Below are 18160 nucleotides of genomic sequence, written 5' to 3' on the forward strand. Positions count from 1 at the left end.
CCAGGCCCGGCGACGGTGCCAGGCCCGGCAACGGCGGCATGCCCGTGCCCGTCGCCCCCGGAGCGGCGCGCCCCCTACTCGACCCCCGCCTCGCGCATGTCGCGCAGCTCGCGCTTGAGCTCCTTGATCTCGTCGCGCAGCCGCGCCGCCACCTCGAACTGCAGGTCGGCCGCCGCCTGGTGCATCTGCTCGGTCAGCGACTCGATGAGGGACTCCATCTGCGCGCGCGGCATCTCGCCCGCGATGGCCTTGGCGTGCTGGCCGGCCTGGCGGGCGCTGAGGCCGGGCACCGGGGCCTTGCCGCGGGACTGCTGGCGACCGCCGCCCATGAGCTGCTGGGTGTCGGCGTCTTCGCGCTGCAGCGAGTCGAGGATGTCGGCGATCTTCTTCCGCAGCGGCTGCGGGTCGATGCCGTGGGCCTCGTTGTAGGCGATCTGCTTGGCCCGGCGCCGGTTGGTCTCGTCGATCGCCCGCTCCATGGACGGGGTGATCTTGTCGGCGTACATGTGGACCTGGCCCGACACGTTTCGGGCGGCGCGGCCGATGGTCTGGATCAGCGACGTCTCCGACCGCAGGAAGCCCTCCTTGTCGGCGTCGAGGATAGCCACCAGCGACACCTCGGGCAGGTCGAGGCCCTCGCGCAGGAGGTTGATGCCGACCAGCACGTCGAACTCGCCGGTGCGCAGCTCGCGCAGCAGCTCGATGCGGCGCAGCGTGTCGACCTCGCTGTGGAGGTAGCGGACCCGGATGCCGAGCTCCAGCAGGTAGTCGGTGAGGTCTTCGGCCATCTTCTTCGTCAGCGTGGTGACCAGCACGCGCTCGTCGCGCTCGGCGCGCTCGCGGATCTCGTGGACCAGGTCGTCGATCTGGCCCTTGGTGGGCTTGACCACGATCTCCGGGTCGACCAGGCCGGTCGGGCGGATGACCTGCTCGACGACCTCGCCCTTGACCCGCGCCAGCTCGTACGGCCCCGGCGTCGCCGACAGGTAGACGGTCTGGCCGATGCGCTCCAGGAACTCCTCCCACTTCAGCGGCCGGTTGTCGAGCGCCGACGGAAGCCGGAAGCCGTGCTCGACCAGCGTGCGCTTGCGGGAGGCGTCGCCTTCGTACATGGCGCCGATCTGCGGGACGGTCTGGTGGGACTCGTCGAGGACCAGCAGGAAGTCTTCTGGGAAGTAGTCGAGCAGCGTGTTGGGCGCGCTGCCCGGCTCGCGGCCGTCCATGTGGCGCGAGTAGTTCTCGATGCCGTTGCAGGTGCCGATCTGGCGCATCATCTCGATGTCGTACGTGGTGCGCATGCGCAGCCGCTGGGCCTCCAGCAGCTTGCCCTGCCGCTCCAGCTCGGCCAGCCGCTCGGCCAGCTCGGCCTCGATGCCCGCGATGGCGGCCGCCATGCGCTCCTCGCCCGCGACGTAGTGGGAGGCGGGGAAGATGTAGAGCTCTTCGTCCTCGGTGATGACCTCGCCGGTGAGCGGGTGCATGGTCGAGAGCTTCTCGATCTCGTCGCCGAACATCTCGATGCGGACGGCGAGCTCTTCGTACTTCGGGATGATCTCGATGGTGTCGCCGCGCACCCGGAACGTGCCGCGGGTGAAGGCCATGTCGTTGCGGGTGTACTGCATGTCGACCAGGCGGCGCAGGAGCTGGTCGCGGTCGATGTCCATGCCGACGCGCAGGCGGGTCATGCGGTCGACGTATTCCTGCGGCGTGCCGAGGCCGTAGATGCACGACACCGATGCGACCACGACGGTGTCGCGGCGGGTGAGCAGCGAGTTGGTGGCCGAGTGGCGCAGCCGCTCGACCTCGTCGTTGATCGACGAGTCCTTCTCGATGTAGGTGTCGCTCTGCGGGACGTACGCCTCCGGCTGGTAGTAGTCGTAGTAGGAGACGAAGTATTCGACCGCGTTGTTGGGCAGCATCTCGCGCAGCTCGTTGGCGAACTGCGCGGCGAGCGTCTTGTTGGGCTGCATGACCAGGGTGGGCCGCTGCAGCCGCTCGATCAGCCACGCGATGGTGGCGGTCTTGCCCGTGCCGGTGGCGCCGAGCAGGACGCTGTCCTTCTCCCCGGCCTTGATGCGGCGCTCCAGCTCGGCGATGGCCGTCGGCTGGTCGCCTGATGGAGTCATCTCGGTGACGACCTTGAACGGCGCCACCTTCCGCTGCAAATCAGTGACCGGTCGCATGTTGCCACTGTAGGCGGCCCGACTGACAGAAAAAGTCAGGCCGGAAGCCCACCCGGGCGCCGGCGGCGATGGCGCGCCGCGATCCCTTGGCGGGCAGGGGATGCGGCGCCGCGATCGGTGTCCATGATCGCCGTCGGTCGCCCCTCCGCTACAGCCAGCAATACCCATATGGCATCACATTGCAAGCGAACCGTAAGCCATACCCGATACGGTCGAATCCGCCTGTAGCGGAAAAGGAAGGTTCGATGTCACGACCCAGAGAGGCACTGATCCAGGCAGGACGGGGCGTAGCCCAGGCGGTGGCCCAAGGGGGTGACGTCCGCCAGGCCGTCGGACAGGCCGTGGGACAGATGGCCGGTCAGGCCGGAGCGATGCCGAACCAAGGCGGTCAGCCCGGCCAGGGCTTCGCGCTGAATCCGCACGACTTCGCCGCGGCCCGCGACGGCGGTCAGTCGCTGGGGACCTCGATCGAGGCGAGGACCGCCTCGCTGAACGAGGCCGGCGAGATCGTCAACCGCAGCTGGACCGAGAACGGGATGCACGTCATCTCCCCGGTGGTGATCCCCAAGGGCAGCACCGCCAAGGTGGTCGTGCCGCTGAGCGTCCTGGTGGTGCTCGGCCTCATCGGCGCGCTCGGCAACATCATCCCCAACGCCGAGGTGCTCTTCGGCCTCCACTACTGGATCGTGCTGGTGCTCGCCGCCGCGTTCCTGTGGTGGCGGCGCAGCGTGGTGATGGTGCCCGAGGGCTGCAAGGCGCTCATCACGCAGTTCGGCAAGCTCGTGCACATCGCCGACCCCGGGCGGGTGACGCTGTTCAACCCGTGGAAGCGGGTCAGCTACATCGTCAACACCACGCGCGAGTACCCGTTCAACGCCCCGATCAGCGAGGCGCCCACGCAGCAGGGCGTCAAGGCGAGCGTGGACCTGTTCCTGCAGTTCAGGATCGAGAACCCGGCCGAGTTCATCTTCGTGCTCGGCTCGGTCAGCGGCTTTCAGTCCAAGCTGCAGAACGCCATCAGCGAGGTCACCCGCTCCCTGATCTACGCCCAGCGGGCCGAGGAGATCTACGACCTCGTCGGCGAGAGCACGGTCGGCATGCTGGAGAGCCTCAACCAGCAGTTCCTGCCCGCCGTACGGCTCACCGACGTCAACATCACGCACGCCGAGCCGTCCAGCCAGGAGTACCGCATGGACCTGGCCGCGCCCGAGATGGTGCGCGTCGCCAAGGAGGCCTACACCTACGAGTACGAGCTCCAGCTGCGCAAGGAGCAGAACGAGGGTGACCTGGTCAAGGAGCTGGCCGGGCTGCAGGAGACGCTGAGCGCCATCCAGGCGGAGATCGCGAGCTACCAGGCCCGTATGGACACCGCGCTCGAACGCGCCACCCACCAGGCGACCGCGCAGGCCAGGCAGCGCCTCATCGAGGCGGAGTCCAAGGCGAACGCCAACGCCGCGCTCCTGGAGGCGCAGGCGCTGGACATCAGGGCGCTGTCGGCCGCCGAGGCGCCCGAGATCCTCGACTACCGCTTCCAGCAGGACCTGTTGAACAAGCTGGAGTCCGTCGCCGCCAGGCTGCCCCAGGTGGTGCAGGTGGGCGACGAGACCGAGATCGACTTCCTGGCCCTGGCCCAGCAGCTCGTGGGCGGCAAGGACGCGGCGCTGTTCTCCGAGGAGGACATGGCCGCCATCCGCGGCAGGCTCGACGAGATCGCGGCGCGCGTCCGCGCCCGTGAGGCCGAGATCGCCGGTCTGCTGCAGAAGGCCGCGGCCGACGTGGAGGAGCCGCCACCGCACACGCCGCCGCAGGCGCAGGTGTCCGACGCCGACCTCGAACGCACGGTGGAGCGGCTGCTGCCGAACGGCCCGCACCACGGAGAGCCTGGGAGTGCCATCTGATGAGCAGGGAATTCTCGAAGATCAAGGAGTCGCTGGCCTCCTGGAGTGAGATCCGCCAGCTCCTGCGCGGCGGCGAGCAGGGCCAGCTCGTGCCGGTCGTCATCCCCAAGGACCGGCGCGGCTTCGCGTGGATGACGCTGGTGTTCCTGGCGATCTACTTCGCCGGCATGGCCGTGCTCACCGACCTGACGCTCATCGCGGCGCTCGCCGCGCTGGTGTTCCTGCTGCTCGCGCTGCTCACGGTGTGGCGCAAGGCGATCATCGAGATCGAGGAGGGCACGACCGGCGTGCGCAGCCGCTGGGGCGCCATCACCGGCACCCTCCCGCCGGGCCGCCACTACCTGTGGCTGCCGTGGGACCGGGTGGACGCGGTGGTGGACACCTCGACGGAGATCCCGTACTCGGCGCCGATCGTGGCCTGCCCCACGGCCGAGAACGTGCCGCTGAAGTCGATCGAGTTCTTCCTGAAGTTCCGGATCGTGGACCCGGTCGCGTTCGTCCGCACCATCGGGGCGAGCAACTTCGACCTGGTGCTCTCCAGCGCCGTGCAGGACGCCATCAGGCAGCGCAGCCGCAAGGTCCACACCGAGCGGGCGTACGACCTGCGCGGCTCCGACGTCGGCGACATGCAGGACGCGCTCAACCGCCAGCTCGGCCGCTATGGCGTGCGCATCACCGGCGCCAACATCCCCGACGTGCAGCTTCCCGACCAGTACCAGCAGCACCTGGCCACCCGCGAGAAGGTCGCCAAGGAGATGTCGGCCTACGAGCGCGAGTGGGAGCTGACCCGCAAGCGCCGCATCGACACGCTGCTGATGGAGATCGAGCGCTCGAAGAAGACGCGTGACGCCCGCGTGGTCGAGGTCAAGGCCGCCTACAACACCGCGCGCAAGGACGTGGCGCGCATGCTGGAGGAGCAGGAGACCGAGGCGCAGCGGGTGACGTGGGAGATCGAGGCGCGCGGCAGGGCCGAGCTGACCGCCGCCGAGAACGAGGCCAAGGCGCTGCGGCGGCTGGCCGAGTCGTACCGGGACAACCGGGCCGTGCTGCAGTACGAGCTGGCCCGCAGGCGCCTCGACGTGGGCGCCAAGCTCGCGGAGAACGCGCCGCAGCCGCTGGTCGTGCGCACCCAGCAGGGCCAGTCGGACTCCGCGCTCAGCACCCTCCTGCTCGCCCAGCTCCTCCCCCGCATCTCGGGAGCCGGGTCGGCAAACGTGAACGGCCACACAACTTCCGCTTCCGCTTAGGAGAACCTCCATGGTGTTCCGCAAACTGATGGCCGCTTTCGGCGCGGGCGTCGAGGTCGACACGGTGCTGACCGGCAGGGACGTACGGCCGGGCGAGCTGCTGCGCGGCGTCGTCCACTTCCGTGGCGGCAAGTCCGACTACAAGGTCGAGGGCATCTACATCGACCTCACGGCCGTGGTCGAGGTCGAGTCGGGCGACAGCGAGTACAAGACGAGCTACAGCTTCCAGCGCACGCAGGTCGCCGGGACGTTCCAGCTCGCGGCGGGCGCGCAGCACCAGCACCCGTTCGAGGTCCCGATCCCGTGGGAGACCCCGATCAGCGCGGTGGGCGGGCATCCGCTGCACGGCATGAAGCTGGGCGTGCACACGGAGCTGGCGCTGGCGGGCGCGCTCGACAAGGGCGACCTCGACCCGCTGTACGTCAGCCCGCTGCCGGCCCAGAACCACGTGCTCGCGGCGCTGGACCGGATGGGCTTCCGGTTCAAGGGCGCCGACCTGGAGCGCGGCACGCTGTACGGCTCGACGATGCCGTTCTTCCAGGAGATCGAGTACTACGCGGGAGGCGAGTGGCGGCGCCGCTTCAACGAGCTGGAGCTGACGTTCATCGCCGGGCCGCACCAGATGGACGTCATCCTGGAGGCCGACAAGAAGGGCGGCTTCCTGACCTCCGGCCACGATGCGTACAACCGCTTCACCGTGCGCTATGACGACCCGCCGCAGGCGGCGGACGCGGCGTTGCAGCGCGGGCTGGAGGCGATGGCCCGGCGCAGGGGCTGGTTCTAGCGCGTCCTAGAGCCGTGCCACCGCGAGCAGGTGGCCGCTGACCCCCAGCAGCGACGGCACGGACTCCACCCGACGGGCGGCGTCGAGCAGCAGCTTGCGCCGCCCTTCGTCGTCCTGCCAGTCGTTGACGTCGCCGTAGAGCCAGAAGGCGCCCTCCAGGCCGTAACGCCGCGGCTCGGGCAGCCCGGCGTCGGCGAACTCGCCGGGGATGTCGTCGGGGTCGTGCAGGTAGGCGCGGAACCCGCTCCCCGCGCCCTCCCCGGTGATCAGGAGGCCGGTCTCGAGCGAGGTGTGCACGGCGAAGCGCCACGCGCCCTGCGGGTAGATGCCGAGGTGCACGGTGTCGTGGAGTGCGGCGTACCGGCTGATGAAGGCGGCGGCGATCACCCCGCCCGGCTTGGCGGCGCGGCGGGCCTCGCGCAGCCGGTCGTCGCGCTCGGGCAGGTGGTAGAGCGGGCCGAGCAGCAGCACCGCGTCGGCCTCGCCGTCGGGGACCGGCAGGTCGCGGGCGTCGCCGAGGCGCGCCGTCACGCCGGGCAGCTCGCCCGCCTCGGCCACGTGCAGCGGCACCGGGTCGATCACCTCGACCTCGTAGCCCTCTTCGGCCGGCCACCCGGCGTGCACGCCGGTGCCGCCGCCCACGTCGAGCACGCGGGCCGGGGCCGGGGGCAGGGTGCGGCGCAGGACGTCGCGCGTGCGCCCGTACTCCAGCCGGCCGCGTCCCTCGCGCAGCCGGGTACGCTCGCCGCCGCGCTCGTAGTAGGCCATGAGGACGGGATCGGTGATCATGGCGCGATCCTCAGCGCCGCCCCGCGGGCGAGGCGAGCGATTATCCCCGGCGCGAAGCCCCGGCCCGAGGCCAGAACCCCGGCACGGAATCCCCGGCGCAGTAGGGGTTTCGCGCCTTTGCGCGAGCTGGCAGTGCCATGGTGCGATCGTTACCATGACGACAGGCACTGACTGATCATGAGACGGCGGGGCGGGGCGCATGGGACGGTTCAAGGCGGCGATGCGCAGGACCGCCCTGTGGGGGGCGCGCAACGCCGACGGCGCCATCGCGCTCGGGCTTGCCTTCGTGGTGGGCGTGCTCGGCATCCTGCCGCCGGAGCTCTTCGGCGAAGACGGCAACGAGATCCAGACGCAGCTCGTGAACGCGTCGGCCCTGGTGATCATGGCGCTGGTGGCCACCGCGCTGCTGCGCGACCGCGCCCGCCAGGCCCCCGTGGAGAAGACGATCACCTCGGGCGCGCTGGCCGAGCTGCCGATCAGGCTGGCCCGCCTGGAGGAGATCGAGACGCTGGCCCACAGCACCCGGCACGCCCTCGACGCGCTGCAGCTCGTCCGCGTGCTGGGCAGCAGGCAGGAGATCGCGCAGTGCCACGCCGAGGCCAGGCGCGACACCACCCGGTGGATCTTCAAGGGCGGCACCGGCACCTACCTGCGGGCCGTCACGCTGCCGCAGTGCGTGGCCGCCGCCCGCAAGGACAAGCGCCACCTCACCGTGCGCATCGAGGTCATCGACCCCTCCGACCTGGAGGTGTGCGAGACGTACGCCCACTACCGCCGCTCGCTGTCCGACGCCCCCGACGGCACCGGCGAGACGTGGACGACCGACCGGGTCAGGAAGGAGTCGTACGCGACCGTGCTGGCCGCCTTCTGGCACCGCCAGCGTTACGGCCTGCTCGACATCGGGGTGGCCCTGTCGTCCACGATGACCACTTTCCGCTGGGACCTGTCGTCGAGCCGCGTCATCATGACGGTCGAAGACCCCAACAAGGCCATGACGGCGCTCAGGGACACCTTCTACTACGAGAACTGCGACACCGAGCTGCGGCTCAGCTTCGAGCAGGCGCGGCGGGTGCCGCTGGAGATGTACCGGAAGGTGCCGCTGAGCGACGAGCCCACGATCGAGGAGGTGCAGGAGCTGTTCGAGCGCGTGGGGCTGCCCTTGCCCAAGTCCTACAACGGGCGCGACGTCGTCGACATCGCGCGCAAGGCGCTGCGTGCCGTGGACCCGTACGGATGAGCATCGAAGGGGTGCGGCGGCTGGTCGACGAGGGGCGCGCCAGGGCGTGGGCCTTGGAGGAGCTGTCGCGGCCGGGCCTGACCGCGGTGCGTCATCCGCTCGGGTTCGTCTGCCTGCCGATCGAGCGCGACGGCGGCGACGGCGTGTGCCTGCACGTGTGGTCCGGTTCGCTCGCCCACGCCGAGGTGACCACCTCGCAGATCCACTGCCACAGCTGGGACCTGGTCAGTCACGTGCTCTACGGCCAGGTGCGCAACGTGCACGTGGTCGTCACCGACGCGGGAGCCGACGCCACCCACCGCGTCTACGAGGTGGTCAGCGGCGCCGACGGCGACCGCATCTCTCCCACCGGGCGCACCGTGCGCCATGCGACGGGGCTGGTGGAGGTCTTCGGCCCCGGCGACACGTACACGCTGGCCGCCGACCGCTTCCACAGCAGCGTCGTGCCCGAAGATGGTGAGGCGGCCACCATCGCGCTCGGCCGTGGCAGGCCGGGCGCCCGCGACCTGTCGCTGGGCCCGCTTGACGGCGGCGCCCACCACGTGGCGAGGCAGCCGCTGGACGCCGAGGAGACGGCGCTGGCCGTCCGCCTGATCACCGCGCATCTGACCTGAGAGGGCAACGCCGATGGACCTGGACCACGCTCGCACGGTCGCCGTCGAAGCCGCCGAGGCCGCGGGGGCGCTGATCCGGGAGGGCACGCGGCGCAGCCTGCGGGTGCACGCCAAGGGCGACGCCGGAGACGTGGTGACCGACCTCGACCTCGCGTCGGAGAAGCTGCTGCTTGAGCGGATCCTGACGGCGTTCCCGTCGCACGCGGTGATCGCCGAGGAGTCGGGGCTGAACGGCGCGGCGGGCTGCGAGTGGACGTGGCTGGTCGATCCGCTCGACGGCACCAACAACATCGCCATCGGGCTGCCCGCGTACGTGGTGGGGGTGGCGCTGTGCCGGGCCTGGCCGCAGCTCGGCGTGGTGCACGACCCGGTCTCGGCGCAGACGTGGTCGGCCATCAAAGGCAGGGGCGCGCTGGCGTCGTCGGGCCGGCGGCTGTCCGCGCCGTACGCGCCGAGCCCGCACGGGCCGCTGCTGGCCTGGATCCAGGGCTACGGCATCGCCAGGGACGACGCGACCGTGCTCAGGCTGAAGTCGGCGCTCGACCTCCACGCCCGCCGAGTGCTGCAGCTGTGGACGCCGCTGCTGTCGTGGGCGATGCTGGCCCGCGGCGACATCGACGGCATCGTGGGCTACCGCACCGGGGTGGTGGACCTGCCGGCGGGCGCGCTGCTCGCGCAGGAGGCGGGCATCGAGATCAGGGCGCTGGACGGCGGCCCGTACGACGAGCGCATCCAGGGCGCGGCCGATGAGCGCAGCTACGTGGCCGCGCATCCGCGCGCCCTGCCCGGCCTGCTCGCGCTGCTCCAGTGACGGCCTGAACGATCAGCCGAACGCGACCAGCGCCCACACCGTCGCCGCCGTGCCCACGACGGCGAGGCCGGCGCCGGTGAGCAGGAAGCGCGGCATCGGCACGGTCACGTCGTGGCGGCGGCACGACTCGAACCACAGCAGCGTGGCGAGCGACGCCCACGGCGTGATGACCGGGCCGACGTTGGTGCCGGCCAGCAGCGCCAGCAGGTGGTCCTGCTGGACGGCCGGGATGACGATCTCGACCGCCTTGTACGCCGGCAGATTGTTGATCAGGTTGGCCAGCCCGGCCCCCACGGCGGCGATGCGCAGCGGATCGTCGTCGGTGCCGATCAGCCAGGTCATCAGTGCCGACAGGCCGTTGCCGCTGAGCGTGGGCACCACCAGGAACAGCCCGGTCACGAAGATGATGAGCTGCCACGGGATCAGGCTCCACCTCAGCCGCTCGCGGGCGCGCACCAGGAACGCGGCCACGACGATGACCGCCGCCGCCACGGCCGCCACCGCGACGTGCGCGCCGAGCAGCAGCAGCACGATGAACAGCAGGCAGCCGGCCGCCGCCGTCGCGAACAGCACCCGGTCGGCCACCGGCTCCAGCACCGGTGGGACGTAGCGCAGATCGCGCCGCTCGCCCCTGCGCCAGAAGAACACCCACAGGAACGCCATCGTCACCGCGATCGCGGCGAGCTGGGGCGCCCACATGCGGGCGGCGAACTCCTGCGTGGTAAGACCGATCTTGGTCATGCCGAGGAGGTTCGTCAGGTTGGAGACCGGCAGCAGCAGGCTCGCGGTGTTGGCCAGCCAGATCGTTGTCATGGCTAAAGGCAGCGCGGCGATGCGCGCGCGGGGCGCCAGGGCCAGCATCACGGGGGTGAGCAGGACGGCCGTCGTGTCCAGGTTCAGGAAGATCGTGACGAGGGACGCGAAGGCCGTGCAGAGGAGGAAGAGCGCGGCATAGTTGCCGCGGCCGAGCACCGCCATCCTCGCCGCGATCGCGTCGAAGACCTGCGCCTCCTTGGTCAGCTCGGCCACCACGATGATCGCCACCAGGAAGACCAGCAGCGGCCCGATCTCGCTCAGGCTCTCGACGGCCGCCTCCCACGGCAGCAACCCGGTCGCCACGAAGACCAGCCCCAGAATCAGCAGCCCGATCCTGATCCAGTCGAGTACGCCAAGACGCCGCAACACCTGACGATGATCGCACACACGCTGCAAAACGCCGATCCCACAGGAGATACTGAGCAGATGGCACGTGACGGCAGGCCGATCGACATCTTCGTCAGCTACTCCCCGGCCGACACGGCCTGGGCGACCTGGATCGCGTGGGAGCTCGAGGCGGCGGGCTACAAGACCATGATCCAGGCGTGGGACTTCGTGCCCGGCACCAACTTCATCGACTTCATGGACCGCGGCGTCAGCGAGGCGAAGCTCGTCGTGGCCGTGCTCTCGCGCAACTACCTCGGCTCGCGCTACGGCCGCATGGAGTGGCAGGCCGCGCTGCGCGCCGACCCCGACAACCCGTCCAACAAGCTCGTCACCATCCGCCTGGAGGACGTGCCGCTCGAAGGGCTGCTGTCCACCATCACCTGGGTGGACCTGCTGGGCGTCACCGACCCGGGCCAGGCCAGGGCGCTGCTGCTCGGCCGGGTCAGGGAGGCGCTGGCGGGCCGGGCCAAGCCCGAGGTCCCGCCCGCGTTCCCGGACGGCTCCTCGGTGCCGGCGTCCGTGCCCGCCCCGCCGCCGGCCCTGCCCGCCCTGCCCGAGTCCGCCGAGCCGGCCAGGGCCAGGCGCAGGCCGGTGACCGCGCCGACGTTCCCGCCCGCCGCGGCCACCGGGCGCGGGCGCGAGACGATCAGCGTGCTGCACATCGGCGGGCCCCGCTTCGGCCGGGCGCTGCCCGACCCGGGCGACCCGTTCACGCCCGAGGACATGCAGGCCCGCATCTGGGCCGACCTGACCGCCATGTACGACCGCGGCATGCCGCGCCCCGACCTCATGGTCATCGCGGGCGACCTCACCGAGTCGGGCACGCTCGGCCAGTTCGGGCAGGCCACCCGGTTCGTCACCGACCTGCGGCTGCTGCTCGGCCTGGAGCCGCACCGGCTCATCCTGCTGCCCGGCCCGCGCGACGTCACCAAGGCCGCCGCCAGCGCCTACTTCCTGACCTGCGAGGCCGACGACGTCGCGCCGCAGCCGCCCTACTGGCCCAAGTGGCGGCACTTCGCCTCCCTGTTCGGGGAGGTCTACCAGGGGCTGGACGACCGGGTGTTCGACGGCGGGCAGCCGTGGACCATGTTCGAGGTGCCCGACCTGCAGGTGGTCGTGGCCGGGCTCAACTCCACGATGGCGATGAGCCACCTGGAGCGCGACGCGTACGCGATGATCGGGGAGGCGCAGGCGGCCTGGTTCGCCGAACGGCTGCGCCCCTACGAGGAGCGCGCGTGGCTGCGCCTGGGCGCGATGGGCCACCCGCCGGCCGAGCTGCGCGACGCCGCCACCTACGAGCGGCTCCTCGGCCACCGCCTCAACCTGCTCTTCCACGGCGGCACGGGCCCGGCGGGCGAGGGCCATATCGCCGCGCCGCGCGCCGGGCGGCACCAGGTGATCGAGATCGGCCCCGACGGCCTGCGCACATGGCTGCCCGACGCGGGCCTGCCCGAGCGGGTGCGCGCCAGGTGGCGGTCCGCGCAGACCACGTTCACCGGGCAGACCCCGCCTGCGCCGCCGCCCGCGCCCGAGCCGGAGCGGCGCGCGCCCAGCCCCGTCGAGCTGCTGCTCGACCGCATCGCCGAGGTGTGCGAGGCGCGGCACGAGCGGGCCAGGATCCGCAGGTTCGACACCCACCTCGTGGTCACGCACCCCGAGGACGGGTTCGTCCGGCAGACCATGATCGGCGCGTACGTCGGCGAGGTCACCGCGGAGAGCGCCGCCGCGTTCGTGCGCACCGCCCACGCCGCCGGGCTGTCGGCCGAGCTGGTCTATCAGGGACCGCCCGCGCCGCGCGCGGTCCGCGACGACCTCATGCGCAAGGGCGTGCGGCTGCGCAGCTTCACCGAGTTCCAGGGCCTGCTCGACCTGAGCGGCTACGTCGCCGAGCAGACCGCGCGGCTCACCTCCGACCGCCGCTACCCGCCCAGCCTGTACGTCCCCCAGCGCTACCGCGAGCTCGACCGCCCCGGCAGCCAGGTCAAGGCCGGGCTGACCGACGAGCTGATGCGGCTGCTGTCGGCCGACCACGGCCGTTTCGTGCTGCTGCTCGGCGACTTCGGCCACGGCAAGACGTTCGCGCTGCGCGAGCTGGCCCGCCGCATCCCCACCGAGCTGCCCCACCTGACGCCGATCCTCATCGAGCTGCGCGCGCTCGACAAGGCGCACTCGGTGGACGCGCTGGTGGCGGCCCACCTGGCGAGCCACGGCGAGGAGGTCATCGACCTCAAGGCGTTCCGCTACCTGCTCAGGCAGGGCCGCATCGTGCTGCTGTTCGACGGGTTCGACGAGCTGGTGACCCGGCTCACCTACGACCGCGCGGCCGACCACCTGGCGACGCTGCTCGCCGCGGCCGAGGACAAGGCGAAGATCGTGGTGGCCAGCCGTACGCAGCACTTCAAGTCGCACAGCCAGGTGCTGACCTCGCTGGGCGAGATGGTGGGCGTGCTGCCGCAGCGGCGGGTGCTCGGCGTCGAGAACTTCGCGCCCGACCAGATCAGCTCCTACCTGGCCAACAGGTTCGGCGACGACGCCGAGGCGGGCGCCCGCATGGCGCTGATGCGGGAGATGGAGGACCTGCTCGCGCTGGCCCAGAACCCGCGCATGCTGAGTTTCATCGCCGACCTCGACGCCGACCGCCTCCGTACGGTCGCCCAGGCCCGCCACACGATCAGCCCGGCCCTGCTGTACGAGGAGATCCTCACCTCCTGGCTGACCTTCGAGGAGCGGCGGGCCAAGGTTCCCGGCTCCACCGGCGGGCTCAGCGTGGACGAGCTGTGGCAGGCGGTGACGGCGCTGGCGGTGCGGCTGTGGGAGTCGGGCGAGTCGCTGCTCGGCATGGACGAGCTGACCGAGATCGGCGAGACGCTGACCGACCTGGCCGACGGGCAGCTCACGGCCGCGCACGCGGCGTTCCGCATGGGTTCGGGCAGCCTGCTGGTGCGCACCGAGGAGGGCATGTTCGGGTTCATCCACACCTCGGTGATGGAGTGGCTGATCGCCCGCCACATCGCCGCCACCATGGACGGCCCCGAGCTGCTGTCGCGCCGGCCGCTGTCGGCGCTGACCGTGGAGTTCCTGTGCGACCTGGCCGACGTGCGGGCGCTGCGCGCCTGGGTGAACGACCCGCCGCAGGACGACGTCTCCCGCGCCAACGCCGTCAAGATCGCCGCCAGGCTGCGCACGCCCGCCCGTACGGACCTGCGCGGCGCCAACCTCAAGGGCGAGGACCTGTCGGCCCGTGACCTGCGCGAGGTCGATCTGACCGGCGCCGACCTGTCCGAGGCGACGCTCGTCGGCACGAACCTGTCCAGGGCCGTGCTGCGCGAGGCCCGCCTGACCGGGGCCAGGCTCGACGGCGCCCAGCTCACCGGGGCCGACCTGCGCGGCGCCGACCTGTCGGGGGCCCGGCTGGCGCGCGTCGACCTGAGCGACGCGGCCGTCGAGGGCGCCCGCTGGCACCGCGCCACGCTCATCGACGTGACCGGCACGCTGCCGCGCCTGCCCGGCGCCGCCGTGGTGCCGGGGCAGCCGGTCGAGGTGGAGTTCGCCCCGGCCGGCATCGGCGTCCCGTACGGCTACCACTTCCAGAACAGCCGCCTGCCCGAGCCGATCGCCTACAGCCCCGACGGCGCGACCATCGCGGTCGGCAACGAGGACGGCGGCGTGCTGCTGTGCGTCGGCGGCGCGCCCGTGCGCACGCTCCAGGGTCACCGGGGCCGCGTCTACGCCGTGACGTTCGCCGGCGACCTGATGGCGACCGGCGCGAGCGACGGCGTGGTGCTGCTGTGGGACGCGCTGACCGGCGAGCCGGTACGCCGCCTGGACGGCCACCCGGGCGGCGTCTGGCCGCTGCGGCTCAGCCCTTCGGGCGACCTGGTGGCGGCGGGCGGCGGCGACGGCATCGTCCGGGTGTGGGAGAGCGCCACCGGCCGGCTGCTGCACGAGCTGGCCGGGCACCAGGCGCCGATCTACACCGCGTCGTTCGGCCGCTCGGCCCTGGTGACCGGCGACGCCGCGGGCGTCGTGCGCGTGTGGGACATCGGATCCGGGCAGATGAAGGAGACGCTGGGCGAGCACCGCGGCAGCGTCTACCGCGCCGTGCACAGCCCCGACGGCAAGCTGCTCGCCACCGGCGACGAGGCGGGCACCGTACGCCTGTGGGACACCGCCACCTGGACCCGCCTGCACGAGCTGACCGGCCACTTCGGCAGCGTCTACTCGCTGGCGTTCTCGCCCGACGGCACGCTGCTGGCCAGCGGCGACACGGCCGGGTCGGTGCGCCTGTGGACCTCGTCAGGCGAGACGCGCGGCGTGCACACCACCCACGCCACCAGCGTCTACCAGGTCGCCTTCAGCCCCGGCGGGCAGATCCTGGCCAGCGGCGACGCCAACGGCGTGGTGCGCCTGCAGCGCGTCGGCGACTCCGGCAAGGTCGAGCTGACCGGGCACCGCAGCTCGGTGTGGCCGTTCGTGTTCAGCCCCGACGGGCAGCAGCTCGCCACCAGCAGCAACGACGGCACCGTACGCCTGTGGGACCCGCAGACCGGCCAGTGCCAGCGGGTGCTGCGCGGCCACGGCCGCCGCATCTCCTCCGTCGCCTTCAGCGCCGACGGCTCGATGCTGGCCACCAGCGGCAACGACGGCATCGTGCGGCTGTGGGAGCCGCGCACCGGCCGCCGGCTGCGCGAGTTCACCGGCAGCTCCGACCGGCTGATCTCGGCGTCCTTCTCCCCCGCGGGCCCGGTGCTCGCCACCGCCAGCAACGACGGCGGCGTGCACTTCTGGAACGCCGCGACCGGCGACTACGAGCGCGAGCTCAACGCCGAGACCGAGCACGTGTGGGCCGAGGCGTTCAGCCCCGACGGCGACCTGCTCGCCACGGCCAACGACGACGACACGGTACGCCTGTGGTACCGGCCGACCGGGCGGCTCTCCGGCAACCTGGCCGAGCATCGCGGCAGGGTGCGCTCGATCGCGTTCAGCCCCGACGGCGCCTACGTGGCCACCGGCTGCGACGACACGCTAGTCCGCGTCTGGCACATCCGCACAGGACGCCGGGTCGCCGTCCTGGAAGGGCACACCGACCGGGTCTACTCCGTCTCCTACTCCCCCGACGGGCGCCACCTCGTCAGCGCCGGCAACGACGGCCGGGCCATGGTGTGGGAGCTGCCGCCCGGCCTGGCGCCGCGCCTGGTCCACACGCTGCGGCACGAGGGGCGGCTGTGGAGCGCGGCGTTCAACGGGACGGGCTCACTGCTGGCCACCGGGGGCGACGACGCGCTCATCCGTATCTACGACGCCGCCACCGGCGACCTGCGGCGCATCCTGGCCGGGCACAACCGCCGCATCTGGTCGGTCGCCTTCAGCCCCGCACCCGACTCCGAGCTGCTGGCCAGCGCCGGCGACGACGGCGTGGTCATCCTCTGGGAGGGCGACCGGCGGCTGGCGACGCTGCTGGGGCTGCCCGAGGGGTGGGCGGCCATCGCGCCCGACGGCCGCTACAAGGTGCAGGGCGAGCCGGGCGGGCAGTTCTGGCACGTGGTCGGCATGGCGCGGTTCGAGCTGGGCGAGCTGGACGCGTACCTGCCGGAGGTGCGTCAGGTGCCGCTCGACGAGCCGTTCTAGTAGACCTCGATGCGGTCCATGCTGATCACGGTGCTGCCCGAGGCCGGGTTGCGCTCGCCGGTCACCCGGACGCGCAGCGTGTGCGTGCCGTACGGCAGCACCGGGCTCAGGTAGTTGAGCTGCTCGCCCACCCGGATCCCGCTGTAGTAGTCGACTCGCTGCTCGGGGCCGCCGTCGATGGAGATGGCGGCGATGCCGTTGCCGCGGTCGCGCACGCTCAGCAGCGCAACCCGGCTGCCGGTGAACGTGACCGTCGCCGTCGCGCCCGCCTGGCCGCTCCAGTGGTCGTTGCCCCAGAAGCACTGGTTGCCGCAGCCCGAGCCGGACTGCCAGGTGCCCGCGTACGTGACCTGCGGGTCGAAGTCGTTGATCACCGAGGTGGCGGCGCCGGGGTCGCCGGACGGCAGCCGCTGGGTGGCGCCGGCCGCGAGCGGGCGGCCGAAGTGCGGGGTGCCGTCGGCGTTCCAGGTGAAGCGCTGCACCCTGGTGGTGCGGAAGTCGTAGGTGTAGGTGCTGGTGTTCTTGGCGTGGTAGGCGATCCAGTCCTCGGTGCCGTCGGGCGAGCGGAAGAACGAGTGGTGCCCGGGGCCCCACACGCCCGTCTCGTCGTTCCTCGAGAACACCGGCCCCGGGTGCTGCCGCCAGTTCGACGTCACCATCGGGTCGGCGCCGTCGGCGATGCTCAGCATCCAGAGCTGGTAGTCCGGCTTGCCGGTGTCGCACGTCGAGTAGGTGAGGAACGTCCGGCCGTTGCGGTAGAGCGGTGTCGGTCCCTCGCGCACCTCGGGGCAGCCGCCGTCCGCCGGGATCGCCACCCGGCCGCCGGTGACCGTCCACGGGTTGCTCATGCGGGCGATGTAGAGCTGCGCGGGCCCGCCCATGCCGCGGCCGGGGCCCGCCCAGACGAAGTACATCTGCCCGTTGTGGGTGATCGGCTCGCCGTCGATCGCGTACTCGCCGAAGTCGGCGATCTTGGCCTTGAACGCGTACGGGCCCATGGGGTCGTCGCCCGCCGACTCCAGGACGTACATACGGTGGTTGGCGTCCACCCCGTCCGACGCCGTGTAGTAGATGTACCAGCGGGAGCCGACGTGCCGGAAGGCCGGCGCCCACATCTGCTTGTCACGGCTCGCGTCGCCGTCCCGCCACACCACCTGCTCCGGCTCGGCCAGCAGCGTCGCCAGGCTGCGCGACCGCCAGATGCCGATCCGGTCGCCCCTGGTCGTGGCCACGTAGTAGGAGCCGTCGTGGTAGATCAGGCTGGGGTCGGCGGAGGGGTTGACCGGGTTGCGGAACGAGTCGGCCGCGCGCGCTGTGCCGGGCTTCGGCTCGTACGAGGCCGCGTGGGCCGAAGTCGCTACGGCCTGGGCCGGTGGCGCTACGGCCTGGGCCGGTGGCGCTACGGCCTGGTCCCGTGGCGCTACGGCCTGAGCCGGTGCCGCTATGGTCTGGGCCTGTGCCGCCGCAGGCTGGGCCGGTGCGGCCGCGGGCTGGGCCTGGGCTGATGCCGTTTCCGCCTGGGCGGGTGCATGGATCGACGGGCTCAGGGCGACGATGAGTGCGGCGAGCACCACGTGAGCGGCCCGCCACGGCGACGTGCGCGGCATCGGCGATCCTTCCACGATCTTGCCGGTCGATCTTTCTGATCGTCAGGGAAGGATGTCATGCCGTCAAGGCATCTTGGGGACAGACCCTTGCGAACAGGGCATGCGCGGTTCTCAGTCGAGGACCGCCTTCAAAGGGCTCAGGCTTTTGAAGGGCTCAGG

General features: G+C 71.6%; 11 protein-coding genes. 7 read left to right on the forward strand and 4 right to left on the reverse strand.

The window, feature by feature from the left end; genetic code table 11:
• Positions 1-74 precede the first annotated feature (74 nt).
• A complete protein-coding gene (gene uvrB / locus WBK31_RS21585) occupies positions 75-2183 on the reverse strand; it encodes an excinuclease ABC subunit UvrB (RefSeq protein ID WP_406673038.1) in 2109 nt (702 codons plus the stop codon).
• Between the two features lie 245 nt (positions 2184-2428).
• Here uvrB and WBK31_RS21590 point away from each other — a divergent pair, with 245 nt between their 5' ends.
• From WBK31_RS21590 to WBK31_RS21600, 3 genes are read left to right on the forward strand one after another with little or no spacing between them, the layout of a single operon-like run.
• Positions 2429-4081, forward strand: coding sequence for an SPFH domain-containing protein (locus WBK31_RS21590; RefSeq protein WP_364054555.1), 1653 nt, complete (start codon positions 2429-2431; stop codon positions 4079-4081).
• Positions 4081-5328 (forward strand): SPFH domain-containing protein, encoded by a 1248-nt coding sequence (locus WBK31_RS21595; RefSeq protein WP_406673039.1) that lies wholly within the window; start codon positions 4081-4083, stop codon positions 5326-5328. Before WBK31_RS21590 ends, WBK31_RS21595 begins: the two co-directional genes overlap by 1 nt.
• A gap of 10 nt (positions 5329-5338) precedes the next feature.
• Entirely contained in the window at positions 5339-6112 is a 774-nt protein-coding gene (locus tag WBK31_RS21600) for a sporulation protein (RefSeq protein ID WP_364054560.1), read from the forward strand.
• Positions 6113-6118: 6 nt separating this feature from the next.
• Here the strand turns inward: WBK31_RS21600 and WBK31_RS21605 are convergent, their stop codons facing one another.
• Positions 6119-6901, reverse strand: coding sequence for a class I SAM-dependent methyltransferase (locus WBK31_RS21605; RefSeq protein ID WP_406673040.1), 783 nt, complete (start codon positions 6899-6901; stop codon positions 6119-6121).
• 199 nt (positions 6902-7100) lie between these two features.
• On the opposite strand from WBK31_RS21605, the gene WBK31_RS21610 reads away from it, so the two are divergent.
• From WBK31_RS21610 to WBK31_RS21620, 3 genes are read left to right on the forward strand one after another with little or no spacing between them, the layout of a single operon-like run.
• Positions 7101-8138, forward strand: a complete 1038-nt coding sequence (locus WBK31_RS21610) for a hypothetical protein (protein WP_364054566.1) — start codon at positions 7101-7103, stop codon at positions 8136-8138.
• On the forward strand, positions 8135-8752 hold the full coding sequence (locus tag WBK31_RS21615) for a hypothetical protein (RefSeq protein WP_364054569.1): 618 nt from the start codon (positions 8135-8137) through the stop codon (positions 8750-8752). The genes WBK31_RS21610 and WBK31_RS21615 overlap by 4 nt, the downstream gene beginning before the upstream one ends.
• A gap of 13 nt (positions 8753-8765) precedes the next feature.
• Positions 8766-9563, forward strand: a complete 798-nt coding sequence (locus WBK31_RS21620) for an inositol monophosphatase family protein (RefSeq protein WP_406673041.1) — start codon at positions 8766-8768, stop codon at positions 9561-9563.
• 12 nt (positions 9564-9575) lie between these two features.
• Here the strand turns inward: WBK31_RS21620 and WBK31_RS21625 are convergent, their stop codons facing one another.
• On the reverse strand, positions 9576-10748 hold the full coding sequence (locus WBK31_RS21625; RefSeq protein WP_364054575.1) for an SLC13 family permease: 1173 nt from the start codon (positions 10746-10748) through the stop codon (positions 9576-9578).
• A gap of 57 nt (positions 10749-10805) precedes the next feature.
• On the opposite strand from WBK31_RS21625, the gene WBK31_RS21630 reads away from it, so the two are divergent.
• On the forward strand, positions 10806-16394 hold the full coding sequence (locus tag WBK31_RS21630; RefSeq protein WP_406673042.1) for a TIR domain-containing protein: 5589 nt from the start codon (positions 10806-10808) through the stop codon (positions 16392-16394).
• Here WBK31_RS21630 and WBK31_RS21635 read toward each other — a convergent pair.
• Positions 16391-18001 (reverse strand): glycoside hydrolase family 43 protein, encoded by a 1611-nt coding sequence (locus WBK31_RS21635; protein WP_406673043.1) that lies wholly within the window; start codon positions 17999-18001, stop codon positions 16391-16393. The genes WBK31_RS21630 and WBK31_RS21635 overlap by 4 nt on opposite strands.
• Positions 18002-18160 lie beyond the last annotated feature (159 nt).

The sequence above is a fragment of the Nonomuraea sp. N2-4H genome, from assembly GCF_045291505.1.
GTDB lineage: Bacteria > Actinomycetota > Actinomycetes > Streptosporangiales > Streptosporangiaceae > Nonomuraea > Nonomuraea fastidiosa.

What these genes read in the sequence shown, in the direction of transcription:
- uvrB (WP_406673038.1), bottom strand. Translation starts at nt 2,183, where the DNA reads ATGCGACCGGTCACTGATTTGCAGCGGAAGGTGGCGCCGTTCAAGGTC.
- WBK31_RS21590 (WP_364054555.1), top strand. Translation starts at nt 2,429, where the DNA reads ATGTCACGACCCAGAGAGGCACTGATCCAGGCAGGACGGGGCGTAGCC.
- WBK31_RS21595 (WP_406673039.1), top strand. Translation starts at nt 4,081, where the DNA reads ATGAGCAGGGAATTCTCGAAGATCAAGGAGTCGCTGGCCTCCTGGAGT.
- WBK31_RS21600 (WP_364054560.1), top strand. Translation starts at nt 5,339, where the DNA reads ATGGTGTTCCGCAAACTGATGGCCGCTTTCGGCGCGGGCGTCGAGGTC.
- WBK31_RS21605 (WP_406673040.1), bottom strand. Translation starts at nt 6,901, where the DNA reads ATGATCACCGATCCCGTCCTCATGGCCTACTACGAGCGCGGCGGCGAG.
- WBK31_RS21610 (WP_364054566.1), top strand. Translation starts at nt 7,101, where the DNA reads ATGGGACGGTTCAAGGCGGCGATGCGCAGGACCGCCCTGTGGGGGGCG.
- WBK31_RS21615 (WP_364054569.1), top strand. Translation starts at nt 8,135, where the DNA reads ATGAGCATCGAAGGGGTGCGGCGGCTGGTCGACGAGGGGCGCGCCAGG.
- WBK31_RS21620 (WP_406673041.1), top strand. Translation starts at nt 8,766, where the DNA reads ATGGACCTGGACCACGCTCGCACGGTCGCCGTCGAAGCCGCCGAGGCC.
- WBK31_RS21630 (WP_406673042.1), top strand. Translation starts at nt 10,806, where the DNA reads ATGGCACGTGACGGCAGGCCGATCGACATCTTCGTCAGCTACTCCCCG.
- WBK31_RS21635 (WP_406673043.1), bottom strand. Translation starts at nt 18,001, where the DNA reads ATGCCGCGCACGTCGCCGTGGCGGGCCGCTCACGTGGTGCTCGCCGCA.